General features: G+C 37.8%; 9 protein-coding genes. 2 read left to right on the forward strand and 7 right to left on the reverse strand.

What is annotated here, in order from left to right; all coding sequences use genetic code 11:
- Nucleotides 1-23 precede the first annotated feature (23 nt).
- From TEGAF0_RS10515 to TEGAF0_RS10540, 6 genes are all read right to left on the reverse strand, one after another.
- Nucleotides 24-2375 (reverse strand): ATP-dependent helicase, encoded by a 2352-nt coding sequence (locus tag TEGAF0_RS10515; RefSeq protein ID WP_264898138.1) that lies wholly within the window; start codon nucleotides 2373-2375, stop codon nucleotides 24-26.
- Between the two features lie 39 nt (nucleotides 2376-2414).
- Entirely contained in the window at nucleotides 2415-4796 is a 2382-nt protein-coding gene (locus TEGAF0_RS10520) for an ATP-binding protein (RefSeq protein WP_264898139.1), read from the reverse strand.
- Between the two features lie 98 nt (nucleotides 4797-4894).
- Nucleotides 4895-5785 (reverse strand): OmpA family protein, encoded by an 891-nt coding sequence (locus tag TEGAF0_RS10525; protein WP_264898140.1) that lies wholly within the window; start codon nucleotides 5783-5785, stop codon nucleotides 4895-4897.
- A gap of 90 nt (nucleotides 5786-5875) precedes the next feature.
- Nucleotides 5876-7522, reverse strand: coding sequence for an AMP-binding protein (locus TEGAF0_RS10530; protein ID WP_264898141.1), 1647 nt, complete (start codon nucleotides 7520-7522; stop codon nucleotides 5876-5878).
- A gap of 14 nt (nucleotides 7523-7536) precedes the next feature.
- Entirely contained in the window at nucleotides 7537-8094 is a 558-nt protein-coding gene (locus TEGAF0_RS10535) for a 1-acyl-sn-glycerol-3-phosphate acyltransferase (RefSeq protein ID WP_264898142.1), read from the reverse strand.
- Nucleotides 8095-8140: 46 nt separating this feature from the next.
- On the reverse strand, nucleotides 8141-9982 hold the full coding sequence (locus TEGAF0_RS10540; RefSeq protein ID WP_264898143.1) for a PAS domain S-box protein: 1842 nt from the start codon (nucleotides 9980-9982) through the stop codon (nucleotides 8141-8143).
- Between the two features lie 143 nt (nucleotides 9983-10125).
- Here TEGAF0_RS10540 and gmk point away from each other — a divergent pair, with 143 nt between their 5' ends.
- Both gmk and TEGAF0_RS10550 read left to right on the forward strand, forming a co-directional pair.
- The gene (gene gmk, locus TEGAF0_RS10545) at nucleotides 10126-10701 is read left to right on the forward strand and encodes a guanylate kinase (protein ID WP_264898144.1); all 576 of its coding nucleotides are present in this window, start codon (nucleotides 10126-10128) and stop codon (nucleotides 10699-10701) included.
- A gap of 38 nt (nucleotides 10702-10739) precedes the next feature.
- Nucleotides 10740-11564: an SDR family oxidoreductase gene (locus tag TEGAF0_RS10550; protein WP_026750751.1), complete on the forward strand. Its 825-nt coding sequence runs from the start codon at nucleotides 10740-10742 to the stop codon at nucleotides 11562-11564.
- 12 nt (nucleotides 11565-11576) lie between these two features.
- Here TEGAF0_RS10550 and lysS read toward each other — a convergent pair whose 3' ends face one another.
- Complete coding sequence (lysS, locus tag TEGAF0_RS10555; protein ID WP_264898145.1) at nucleotides 11577-13103, reverse strand: lysine--tRNA ligase; 1527 nt, start codon at nucleotides 13101-13103, stop codon at nucleotides 11577-11579.
- Nucleotides 13104-13362 lie beyond the last annotated feature (259 nt).

The raw sequence follows: 13362 nt of genomic DNA on the forward strand, positions 1-13362 counted from the left end.
TAAAATTCTAAATGACATCTAATTTATGGGTTCACGATTCTGAGCTTTGCGTAATTCAACAAAATTTTCTTTTCACCGTTCACGCCAAAATCAATCGTGGCAACAGGATTGTGTGCAGACCCTTCCATAGATTTAACAATACCGAACCCAAATTTCTGGTGTTCTACTTTTTGCCCGGCTTCTAAATTAGAAGTATCGCTGGGTGTAAAATCTGCTGAAGGAATATGTGCTACTACTTTAGGTGCTAAAGGCTGAATGGGCATGTATTCAGGTTTATTAGCAGCTGGTTTTTTGGCTGGAGGAGGTCCATATTTCTGTGCAGCCTGTTGCGCAGATGAGCCAAAACCTCTGTTCATTCTTTCAAAGGCAGATCCCCATTGTGAGGAACCGTGATTTCTGGCGCCTCCGCCCGCATAGGATTTATCTATTGACTCTTCTGGCATTTCTTCTATAAAACGACTGGGTTCATTTTGTACCAATTGACCAAAACGATAACGAGAATTGGCGTAGGTTAACCAAAGTCTTTCTTTTGCCCTGGTTACAGCCACATAAAACAATCTTCTTTCCTCTTCCAGTTCTTCCCTTGTATTAATACTCATAGCACTTGGAAATAAAGTCTCTTCTACTCCACCCACAAATACACATCCGAACTCAAGACCTTTTGCTGCATGAATGGTCATTAGTTTAACCACATCATTATTTTCCTTATCGTCATCTGCATCGGTCAATAAAGTAATCTGCTGCAGATAAGATCCTAGTGTCTTATCACCCAGTTCCCCATCTTCATTACTAGGACTTTCTGTCCATTCTTTGATAGAGTTAAATAGCTCCTGTACGTTTTCGTATCGGGCAAGACCTTCGGTAGTTTTGTCATTAAAGAGCTCTTTAACCAGGTTAGTATGTTTGCCCACCTGAGTTGCTACATCAAATGCATTATTATTGTTCAGCATACTCTGGAAGTAGCGAATCATGGTAGCAAAATTCTGTAACGCTTCCAGTGTACCAGCTTTGAATCCAAATTCACCTGCCCTTACTACTACATTAAATACAGGAATATTTTGTTCATTGGCAATGATGACTAACTTTTCAATTGTCGTTTTTCCAATCCCTCTAACAGGATAGTTGATGATGCGTTTTAAGGCCTCTTCATCATTGATATTGACAATCACTCTTAAATAAGCAAGTATATCTTTGATTTCCTTTCGCTGATAGAAACTAACTCCACCGTAAATCCGGTAAGGGATTCCCATTTTTCTAAGACTTTCCTCAAAGGAACGGCTCTGGGCATTGGTTCTGTAGAGAATAGCAAAGTCTTTATTGTAATAATGATTACGAAGTTTTTGTTCCTGTATAGTGTCAGCAACAAATTTTCCCTCCTCATTATCAGTTAGCGTTCTTACTAATTTTATTTTTTCTCCTTCCTGGTTCTCGGTCCAGAGGTTTTTTGGAATCTGTCCTTTGTTATTTTTAATAACTTGGTTGGCAACTTTTAAAATTTGCTGGCTACTTCTGTAATTCTGTTCCAGTTTAACCACTTTAACATCGTCATAGTCTTTCTGGAATTGTAAAATATTTTCAATGGTTGCGCCCCGGAAACTATAAATACTTTGTGCGTCATCTCCAACAACGCAGATATTTTCATGTGCAGCAGCCAATAATTTACTAATCTGGTACTGAACCGGATTGGTATCCTGGTACTCATCAATCAGCAGATATTTGAATTTGTGCTGATACTTGTGTAAAGCTTCAGGAAAATTATTCAGTAACTCATACATTTTTAACAACAGGTCGTCAAAATCCATCGCACCATTCTTAAAACAACGTTTTGCATAGGCGCCATATACCTGTGCAATAGCAGGACGATTCGCCCTTGCATCTTCCTGTTGAATGGCATAGTCTGTTGCATATTCTGCAGGACCAACTAATGCGTTTTTTGCTGATGAAATTCTATTTCCTACTATATTGGGTTTATAGTGTTTATCATCTAGGTGTAATTCGTTGATTACCGTTTTTAATACTGATCGGCTATCATCTGTGTCGTAAATAGTAAAATTGCTTGGGTAGCCTAATTTATGCGCTTCGGCTCTTAATATGCGTGCAAACACACTATGAAAGGTTCCCACATATAAGTTTCTTGCTTCTGAGTTACCAAGAATTTTTTCAATTCTCTCTTTCATTTCAGCAGCAGCCTTATTGGTAAAGGTAAGCGCCAGTATATTGAAAGCATCTACTCCATTGGCCATTAGGTGCGCAATGCGAGTGGTGAGCACTTTTGTTTTCCCGCTTCCTGCTCCCGCTACAATCATCAACGGTCCCTTAATATGAGTAACAGCTTCTCTTTGCGAGTCGTTCAATCCATTCAAATAATCCTGCATAGAAATCAATTCAACTGCAAGATACTCTCTTAACCTGTTTTATTGAGGGTGAATTCCTGTATAATGAAGAATAAGTTTAAATAATTCTGAAGGTATAAATGGTTTTACTACTATATCATTGATACCCATATTTTTAATCCGCTCTTCTATATCACGGGGCAAACTGGCTGTAAGTGCAATAATGGGAGTTTTAGCGCCTCTTTCCCTTAATATTCTTGTAGCCTGATAACCATCCATTACCGGCATATGCATGTCCATCAAGACAATTGTATGTTTCTCCTCATCAAAAAGATCAATTGCTTCCTGTCCGTTTTGAGCAATATCAATTGCCGCTCCCCATTTGCTTAAAAATGTTTTGGCAACCAAAACGTTCACTTCATTGTCTTCTACCAGCAACACATAGATCCCCTTCAGGGGCCTACTTTCTTCAGCCGGAAATTCCTGTATTACTTCTTCCTTAGCTAAGATCTGCGAATGTAAAATCGGATAACTGATTTCAAAATAAAAAGTAGATCCTTTGTCAGGTTCGCTTTTTAGTTTTAATTCTGCACCCTGTAAAGCCAATAGTTTTTTACTGATGGCCAGTCCAAGTCCGGTACCTCCAAAGTTTCTGGATGTACTATTATCCGCCTGTGTGAATTGTTCAAAAATCAATTGTTGTTTTTCTTGTGCAATACCAATTCCGGTATCCTCAATTTCAATTAGCAATCTCAATCTTAATTCATCTCTGCTGAGGACACCAATTCTTAAGGCAACATGTCCTCTTTTTGTAAACTTAATGGCATTATGTATAAGGTTTCCAATGATTTGACTTGTTCGGGTAGGATCTCCCAAAACTTTAATGTTCACATTGTTATCTAAGATTAATTTTAATTCAATTCCTTTCTCTTTTGCCAATGTACCAAATCCTGCAACCAGATTTTCAGCAATGGTTTTCAGATTCATTTCAATTGACTCAAAACCTATTTTTCCAGCTTCAATTTTATTGAAATCCAGAATATCATTAACAATCGATAATAAATTTTTGGCTGAAAAAAGCAGCACATTCAACTGTTCTTTTTGCTCTTCAGATGGTTTTTCCATGAGCATAATATTGGTCATACCCAGAATAGAATTCAAGGGAGTTCTGATTTCATGCGACATAGTACTCAAGAAATCATTCTTCGCTTTTAATCCCATTTCTGCCTGTTTTTTTGCTTCTTTTAGTGTAAAGGCAAACCGATGAGAAAGGATTAAAGACTGACAGAAGAAAAAACTGATATAGCCAAAGAACAAAACAAATCTTGGAGGCTGAATAACATTGAAATATTTTAAGTTAATCAGTATAAAAATGATTAATAAAATTCCTGTACTTAGCAGTGCGTATTTAGCACCTAACTTTTTATTAAAGTAGGCTTTGAAATAAATGTAAAAAGCATGCGCAATAACCATGAACATCACAATCAGAAAAGGATTCAATAACTGGGTAAAAACGCTCGGAGGAAAAAGTATTACAAGCAAACAAAGTATCCCAGCCATTATGGCTTCTATTCTGATTAACCATTTATTGGTTTCTTCTGGAAACAAATATTTGGTGTAAAACATAAAGAAGATCACGCTGACAAATAAACTTAGGTATTCTAGATGAACCCCAATAATCCATGGATAACTGAGAAACAAACTGTGGAGTACATAATTATCTGAGCCAACAATCCGATAACTATAAGCAATGCAGAATAAAGAGAAATACAAAATGACCCTGTCGTGTTTCCCAAAGTAAAAAAGACCAATGAAAAAGAGTCCGCCCATTAGGATGGCTCCTGCCAACAATAAATCAAAACCATCTTCTGCAGCTTTCTCTGCTGTTAACTGAGTGGTATTTCCAATAACTATGGGTTTATATGGTCCCCCTTTTGAATGTCTAAAATTGGCAACTTGTAAAACAAGAGAAATAGTATCTGAAACCGGTAGCGTTACTACCTGTTCTATCCATTTCTCAATGGTAGTCTCTTTGGTCTTCCCCGGTTTACCTGCTACCGCAAATAGATTTCCGTTTATAAATAATTCAAATGAACAATAGGTATCCGGTAGTACTATGGAGAGGTCTTTTTGTTTGTTGGGGTCCAGTAAAACTTTTAAAGTATAGGTTGCAAAACCCTTTACTGATAATTTTTGTCCATTCAGCACTTTTGTATCCCATCGTTCAGGAAAATAGGTAAAGTATTCAGGAGCGTTTTTAATTTCATTCGGCTGGAGTAGTTCATTCCAGTAAAAACCCCAGTTGCCATTTAAGGCAACAGGTTTATTCTTTATATCAACTTTTCTTAAATCAAGTACCCCATTTTGTATTGATTGCTCTTGTGCAATGGAAAACCCAACTGAAAAAAGGAACAGTATAAAGATCAGGAATCTGAAAATTGGTTTTCCAGGGATATGGAACATGGATTTTTAATTGACAATTCAATTTATGATTAAAAGTTTATATAAAAAAAGCGCCAGAGATTGCTTTCCCCGGCGCTTCATTATCAATTAGTTAAAAATTATTTCTTTCGTTCCAACAATTTAAAGAACTGATCCAATTGAGGTAAAATTACAATACGAGTTCTTCTGTTGGTGGCTCTTCCTTCTGCAGTAGTATTGTCTGTTAAAGGAACATACTGGCTTCTTCCGGCTGCTGTCATGCGCTTGGGATTCATTCCATATGATTCCTGCAGGATTCTTACTACTGTTGTTGCTCTTTTAACACTCAGGTCCCAGTTGTCAATCATTCCTCCGCCTTTAATTAAAGGAATGGAATCCGTATGACCCTCTACCATGAATTCAATTTCAGGCTGAGCATTAAGCACTTTGGCAACCTTTCCTAGAACATCTTTAGCACGGTCAGTTACATCATAGCTACCACTTTTGAATAAAAGCTTATCAGAGATATCTACATAAACCACGCCCTTGTCTACTTTGATATTGATATCCTTGTCGTCCATATTACCCAATACACCTTTTAGGTTCATCACCAATGCCATGTTTAAAGAGTCTTTTCTGGCAATGGATCCCTGTAAGTCCTGAATGTATAAGTCTTTGGCACCAATATTTTCCAGTGATCTTCTAATACTTTCCGCCTGAGCTCCTGTTACAACTGACAAATCCTTCAGTTGATTCAATACCATACTATTGGTTTGTTTTACGTAATCCAGTTGTGTATTGGTAGTACCCAATTGCGCTTCAACAGATTGTTTCTGTGTTTGTAGATTACTGATCTGATTTTTGGCTTTGTTAAATTCCTCTTCCAGGTTTCTGTATTTTCCCTGTAATTCTGCATATGCCCCATTCAATTCGCCATACCGGGCTTCTGCTTGTCTCAATTGTTTCGGGCTAACACAGGCGAATAAACTCATAGAAGCCAAAACGGCTAAAGTGTAGAATTTCATTTTCATTGGTCTTACATATTATTGGTCAATTGTTGGTACAAACGCAAACCCATACCAATTATTGTGCCGTTACTAAATAAGTTAAACGGGTGCAAGTTACACAAAAACCACTTTGACAGATTCGTTATACCAATTGTTGTAGAAGTCTTTAAATGTTTCATCCAACACCTTGCGCTTAATTTTTAAAGTTGGAGTTAGAATTCCATTCTGGATAGTCCATTCTTCGGCCATTATGATCAATTTAGCCAGTTGTTCGTGGTGTTCTAGTTCTCTATTTATACGTTCCAAAAGCTGATGTAAATGATCCTGTAAATGTGTTTGCGCCAGATTCTTTGCTTGCTCCGAAAGCGTGCACAAAAGCAGTGGTGCAGGCATTCCCCAGCCCACTACACAAGCCTGAGCAATCATGGCATCAGTTAGTACTTTGGATTCTATAGGTGCTGGTGCCACATATTTACCCTTACTCGTTTTAAACTGGTCTTTGATTCTTCCAGTAATAGAAAGGTATCCCTCTTCATCTATGCTTCCTTCATCTCCTGTCTTTAAAAACCCATCTTCAAACATTTCTTCAGATAAGAGAGGCTCTTTGTAATATCCAAGCATATTGGCTTCACTTTTTACCAATACTTCTTTTTGTTTGCTTAGTTTAACTTCAACACCAGGATAGGATTGTCCTACAGTTCCGAATTTACAGGCACCCTTTCTGTTAGAATGAGATAAGGCTGAATTCTCTGTCATTCCATAGGCTTCCTGAATTTCCATCCCCAAAGCTTTATACCAATTGAGTACGGCAGGGTTAATAGGAGATGCACCAGTAAACAAATGTTTGGTTCTACCAAGGCCCAATTTTTTCCGAATTAGTTTCTTAATTAATACAGAAACCAACGGCACATTAAGTAATCTGCTCAGTTTTTGCTGAGGCATTTTTCGCAAAATCTCTTCCTGTATTTTTTCCCATATTCTGGGTACGGCCAAAAACATTGTTGGCTGGCTATATTGCAGATTTCTGGAAAAACTATCCATGGACTCTACAAAATGTATGCAGCTCCCTGTAAAAATAGCCCCACATTCCACCAACATTCTTTCCGCAACATGGCAAAGTGGCAAATAGGAAAAAAAGACTTCATTTGCCAATGGTGGCGTACTTTCTAAAAAAGAATAAACGGCAAAAGACATGGTGTGGTTGCTATGCATCACTCCTTTAGGAGTGCCTGTAGTGCCAGAAGTATAAATGATGCAGGAAAGTTCTTTCGGATCTTTCTTTACAGGCTCCTCCAGTGGCTTGACCTCAGCTACCAAGTCGTTCCAGTTTAAACAACCGATATTAAAATAAAAAGGAAAACTGATTTGAGTAAGCGAATCCGGAATTCCCATTCTGATTAATTCAGGATTGTCCAGTTTTCCTACAAAAATGGCTTTGGCTTCACTATGAACAAGAATTTCATTGACCGCACTGCTGGTGATGTTTGGATATAAAGGAACCGAAACCATACCTGCCATATTAATCGCCAGGTCGGCCATAATCCAGTGTGCACAATTCTTGCTGAGAATAGCAACTTTATCACCTGGAATCAATCCTGATTGCAATAACCAGGCTGCCATTGATCTAATCTCTCTTCCTGCATTTGCCCACGAAAAATTCTGATAAACACTTTTCACAGGTTCAGATAAAAAGAGTTTACTGGGCTGAGCTTTTTCGTAATGGCAGAAACGATCTATAATGGTAGGAAAAGTTTGACTCATATGGTTTAGGGGGATTAATGATCTAAATGTTTCAGGCCGTATTCGGGTATCTTACCTTCTTTGTCGGCAAAAAAATGAATGATTTTTTTAAAGTCTTCTTCCATATTTCCTGTTGGTAGAATGGGTTCGCTGAAACTGATTTCCTTTCTACCAAAATCTAACCCTGCAAGCACTATTGGAACGCCTGCTTTTAGTGCTATATGATAAAAGCCAGTCCTTAGTTTGTCTACTTTTTTTCTGGTACCTTCAGGAGATAGAGCCAGAACAAATTGATCGCGGATCTTGAATTGTTCTGCAACCTGATCTACCACATTGTTGTTGCTGAATCGGTCTACAGGATACCCCCCCATTTTTCTGAAAAAAAAGCCAAATCTTCCTTTGAATAATTCTGCTTTACCTAGAAAATTTAGATGGTATAATTTAAGTTTACTTCTGACCGCCAATCCAATAACAAAATCCCAGGCACTGGTATGGGGTCCTACGGCTATCACACATTTTTTCAAGTGATAGGGAAATTCATTACGAATTTTCCATCCCTGCATTTGCAGAAATAAGTTCCAGCATATACGCATAGCAATCGATTGGGAAAATCAAGATAGAAAAAAAATAGAATTGTTCCTAAAATTTTAAGTATCGTGCACTTGCATAAACAGAGTGAGTCATACTATCCCAGCTAGCGAACCACTGCATTATGATGGTAGAGCCATCTTTCCTTAACATCCTGTTTTCAAAGTCTTTTAATTCTACTCCGCGCTTAATTTGTGAAAAGGCTTCAAATGTTTTTCTCCGATCATCTTCCAGTACAAAATCAATGATATCTTTTCCAACCAGTTCCCAGTCTTCGTACCCCCACAATTCTTCAACCTGCTTGTTAATTCTTACAAATTCTCCCTTAATATTTAATACACACAAAATATCTAAGGAAGCATCCAGAATCTTTCTCAGGTCCCGTAAAGATTTTTCCAGTTCAAGTTCTTCAGCAACTTGTTCTGTAATATCATTAATCAGTGCATAAATACCCGTAACAATTCTGTTAACAGTTATAGGCATATAAGTAATAATCCAGGTCTTTTCCCTGTTCCTAAGTGTTTGAACTCTGCACCTGAATTTTTGCGCCTGTCCCGCTTTAACTAAACTAAATTTTCTGAAAATGTCATCCATTTCTTCCGGAATCATGAAAGGAAAAATACTTTCTCCCTTAAGCTGTGCTTCAGGACATTCCAATAAGATGCTTAACTGTCTGTTCATTGCAAGAATATTTCCGTCCAAATCAAGTGAAAATACAGCATTTGGATTCTGCTCAAATAGAGATTTGTATTCCTGTTCACTTTTCACAATGGCAATCTCCGCTTCCTTACGAACCGTTAAATCTACTACCTGTGCCAGAATAAATGCAAAACTTTCATCTTGATTTGAGATAGTAGAAGCTGTTACAAACCCCCAAAGAATCTTACCGTCTTTATGAATGAATTTTTTATCGTATTCCTTTCTTTTTGTTACACCAGTTGTTAATTCCTGCAAATGCACTTTGTCAAGCGCTCCATATGCATCATCTGTTACATCAAAAATGCGCATACTGCTTAACTCCTGTTTTGAATATCCGATAAAATTGATGAATGCATTGTTAACGTCTATGTATTCCCCTTTGTTATTTATGATGGCCATACCCACACCTGCATTATCAAATGCGGTTTTAAAAAGCGCTTCAGCCTTATTCAGGTTTTGCTTGTTAATCACTTCTTCAGTAATGTCCTGAATAGTTCCGTAAGCCCTTACCATTTTACCTTCAAAGGAAACAGTATACCCCTTAGTGCGTACTATTTTCTTTACGCCTTTTGCGGTTGTTAAGTTCAATTGTAAATCGAAGGGTTGCCCGCTCTGAATGCTTTGTTTAAAAGCATTTTCCAGTAATTCCGGCTGATCAAACAAATGAAAAGTGGATGTAATATCAGGTTGTTGATTGGGTCTAAGATCCACAATATGTAAGGCCCCGGGAGTCCAGATCATTTCGTTGGTAATATAGTCTGCCTCCCACCCGCCACTCTTGGTTAGCTGACTGGTTTCATCCAGCAACTTTTCTGTTTTCTTTATATAGGAAAGATCAATAATTCTTTTAGCTAAAAATTCTTCATTAGTATTAGGGTTTCTATGAATTACAGAAATCAATGCTATGGGAAAACGTGTTCCATTTTTTTTAATTCCCACTGCACTCTCTCCCATTTCCGGATTGCTTTGGTGGTTATGTAAGCCAGCGATTAATTCAGTATCAGAATGATTAATAAGTGTTTTTATATTACACTTTCCAAATTCAGCTTCTTCGTATCCAAACATTTTTGCAGCTCCGCCATTGAATTGTAGCAAATTTCCTTCAGTGCTACATAGAATAAATGCATTTGAGGAAAGAGCAATAATGTTGTCGAATACCCCATTGTAAGAGGTGTTTGTGTTGTAGTTACTCATAACAAAGCTTTACTTGAGGGGGAACCATATAAATTTCGGTTTTTATCTTTGTACAATCACGCGGTTAAAGATGATTTTTATCAGGAAAATTTGGCCGTGATAGTTCTGCCTAAATACTGTTTATTTGCAAAAACATTTCTTGCATGGGAGCCGATACTCGCAAAATCATCATTATTGCCGCACCATCTGGATCCGGCAAAACCTCCATAACGCGCTACCTTTTGCAGCAATACCCATTACTTTCCTTGTCAATATCGGCCGCCACCAGAAAGCCCAGAGGTGAAGAAAAAGATGGAGTACACTATCATTTTATTTCAGAAGATGAGTTTAAGCAAAAGATTGAAGAGAACGCATTTGTGGAATGGGAAATGGTATATGAAGGCAGTTATTACGGTACTTTAAAAGCAGAATTAGAAAGAATCTGGAATCTTGGTAAAGTTCCCATTCTGGATATTGATGTTAAAGGTGCCATTCATCTGCAAGATCAGTTTCCTCATCGTTGTCTTTCCATCTTTATAGAACCCCCTTCTGTTGAAGAATTAAAGAAAAGATTAGAAAGCAGGGGTACAGAAACGCCCGAGAGTTTGGCAAACCGGGTGAATAAAGCTAGTTATGAACTCTCTTTCAAAAACCATTTTCATAAGAATATCCTGAATGATAATTTGGAGAAAGCTTGTAGAGAAACCGAAGTTGTAATTAAAGAATTCCTCGGTTGGTAAATTGCTTTGGCTTAAATTGAGTCTCTAAGCGTTTAACTATGTCATCATTTGCCAACAGAACCGTATTCATTACCGGTGCCAGCAGAGGAATCGGAAAAGCCATTGCCTTAAGACTTGCCAAAGAAGGAGCTAATATTGTTATTGCAGCCAAAAGTGTAGAGGAGGATCCCCGATTAGGAGGTACCATTTATTCTGCTGCTGAAGAAGTGGAAGCGGCTGGTGGTAAAGCATTGGCAGTACAGGTAGATATCAGAGATGAAGCACAGATTGCTGCAGCTGTACAACAGGCAGTAGATAAGTTTGGGGGGATTGATGTTGTCATTAACAATGCATCCGCTATTTCTTTAACCAACACCGAAAAAACAGAGGCCAAGCGATTTGACTTAATGCAAAGCATTAATGTAAGAGGTACCTTTTTAGTTGTAAAACATTGTTTGCCCTGGTTAAAAAAGGGGAACAATCCGCATATTATTACCTTATCACCGCCAATCAGTTTAAAACCTAAGTGGATGGGAGGACATATTGCTTATACGCTTACTAAGTACAATATGAGTATGCTGGCATTGGGTTGGGCAGCTGAATTCAAGAATGATGGAATTGCCTCTAATGCACTTTGGCCTAAAACCACTATTGATACAGCAGCGGTAAGAAACCTGCTGGGTGGAGAGGCATTGGCTAAAATGAGCCGTACACCGGAAATTATTGCAGACAGTGTATATTATATACTTTCTAAAACAGGATTGGCATATACGGGAAATACCTTCATTGACGAAGAAGTTCTTGCCAAAGAAGGTATTTCCAATTTAGATCAGTACGCTGTTGTGCCCGGAGGTCAGTTGTATCCCGACTTGTTTGTTGATTAGACTACTAAGTTCCTAGTCTTCGAACTTTTCAGGCCTCATCTGAGGGAATAGTAATACATCCTGAATGGAAGCCTGGTTGGTCATCATCATACATAAACGATCTATACCAATTCCGATTCCTGAAGTAGGTGGCATGCCGTATTCAAGGGCACGTAAAAAGTCGTAGTCGATAAACATGGCTTCATCGTCTCCTCTTTCCATCAGCTTTACCTGTTCTTCAAAACGCTCACGCTGGTCAATAGGATCATTTAACTCTGTGTAAGCATTCGCTAGCTCTTTTCCGTTAACCATCAGCTCAAAACGTTCAACCAGTCCTGGTTTACTTCTGTGCTTTTTGGTTAATGGACTCATTTCTACAGGATAGTCAATAATGAATGTTGGTTGAACATAGGTATGTTCACTGGTTGCACCGAAAATTTCATCAATCAGTTTTCCTTTACCTATAGTTGGAGGCACATCAATTTTCAATTGCTTGCAAACTTCTCTCAAACCTGCTTCATCCATTCCGCTCACATCAATACCTGTGTTTTCCTTAATGGCATCGTGTATGCTTATTCTTTTGAATGGTGCTTTAAAGCTTACAATTTTATCTCCCAATTGAACATCTGTAGTTCCGTGAATGGTCAGTGCAATTTTTTCGAATAATTGTTCTGTTACCTCCATCATCCAGATATAGTCTTTATAAGCAGTGTACCATTCTAATACCGTGAACTCCGGATTGTGGGTTCTGTCCATGCCTTCATTTCTGAAATTGCGGCTGAATTCATAAACCCAATCAAAGCCACCAACTATTAAACGCTTCAAATACAATTCATTGGCAATTCTTAAGTAAAAAGGAACGTCCAGTGCATTGTGATGGGTAATAAAAGGACGGGCAGCAGCACCTCCCGGAATAGCTTGCAGAACAGGGGTATCTACTTCTACAGCACCTTGTGAATTCAAAAATTCACGAATGGTGTTGATAATTTTGGTTCTTTTAACAAAAGTGTCCTTTACATCGGGGTTGATAATAAGGTCTGCATAACGCTGACGATACCTGAATTCCGGATCTGTTACAGCATCAAAAACATTACCCTCTTCATCTCTTTTTACCACGGGGAGTGGCTTTAAAGATTTGGTAAGTAGGGTAAGCGTTTGAGCATGTATAGAAGTTTCACCGGTTTTGGTAATAAAAGCGTATCCTGTACATCCGATAATATCTCCTAAATCCAATCCGTGTTTTACAACCGTATCCCAGAACGATTTGTCTTCTTCCGGACAAATTTCATCTCGTTTAACATACAGTTGAATAATGCCTTTGCTGTCCTGAATCTTGATAAAGAAAACTTTTCCTTTATCATTCATGCTCATAATTCTTCCTGCTACACAAAGATTGGTAAACTGATCTTTGTTCTCTTCAGTGTAATTATTTTTGATATCAACAGAAAAACTGTTGACTGGATACAATGGAGCGGGAAACGGATCAATCCCTGCGGCTTGCAATTTTGCAAGCTTCTCTCTTCTGATTAATTCTTGTTCTGAAAAATGTACTTCGCTCATAAATTGTGTGTTCAAATTGATACAAAACAAAAGTCTCGCAGAAGCGAGACCTTGTATATGGATGGGTTAGTAAGTACAGGGAAACGCATTTCCCTACACAATATTAAAAAGACTTTTAACTTATACAAAAATTTTTTTGAACAATTTTATTAACATTTTAAGCTTAAATGTGAATTGAGCAAAAAATGTACTGCTTAATAATTTCATTTTTTGGAAGACAATTTTCTTTTTACAATCAAATAATATTTTTTACGATCTT

This window comes from Sediminibacterium sp. TEGAF015, assembly GCF_025997995.1.
In the GTDB taxonomy this organism is placed as follows: Bacteria; Bacteroidota; Bacteroidia; order Chitinophagales; family Chitinophagaceae; genus Sediminibacterium.

What these genes read in the sequence shown, in the direction of transcription:
- TEGAF0_RS10550 (WP_026750751.1), top strand. Translation starts at nt 10,740, where the DNA reads ATGTCATCATTTGCCAACAGAACCGTATTCATTACCGGTGCCAGCAGA.
- TEGAF0_RS10535 (WP_264898142.1), bottom strand. Translation starts at nt 8,094, where the DNA reads ATGCGTATATGCTGGAACTTATTTCTGCAAATGCAGGGATGGAAAATT.
- TEGAF0_RS10540 (WP_264898143.1), bottom strand. Translation starts at nt 9,982, where the DNA reads ATGAGTAACTACAACACAAACACCTCTTACAATGGGGTATTCGACAAC.
- TEGAF0_RS10520 (WP_264898139.1), bottom strand. Translation starts at nt 4,796, where the DNA reads ATGTTCCATATCCCTGGAAAACCAATTTTCAGATTCCTGATCTTTATA.
- TEGAF0_RS10515 (WP_264898138.1), bottom strand. Translation starts at nt 2,375, where the DNA reads ATGCAGGATTATTTGAATGGATTGAACGACTCGCAAAGAGAAGCTGTT.
- TEGAF0_RS10525 (WP_264898140.1), bottom strand. Translation starts at nt 5,785, where the DNA reads ATGAAAATGAAATTCTACACTTTAGCCGTTTTGGCTTCTATGAGTTTA.
- TEGAF0_RS10530 (WP_264898141.1), bottom strand. Translation starts at nt 7,522, where the DNA reads ATGAGTCAAACTTTTCCTACCATTATAGATCGTTTCTGCCATTACGAA.
- lysS (WP_264898145.1), bottom strand. Translation starts at nt 13,103, where the DNA reads ATGAGCGAAGTACATTTTTCAGAACAAGAATTAATCAGAAGAGAGAAG.
- gmk (WP_264898144.1), top strand. Translation starts at nt 10,126, where the DNA reads ATGGGAGCCGATACTCGCAAAATCATCATTATTGCCGCACCATCTGGA.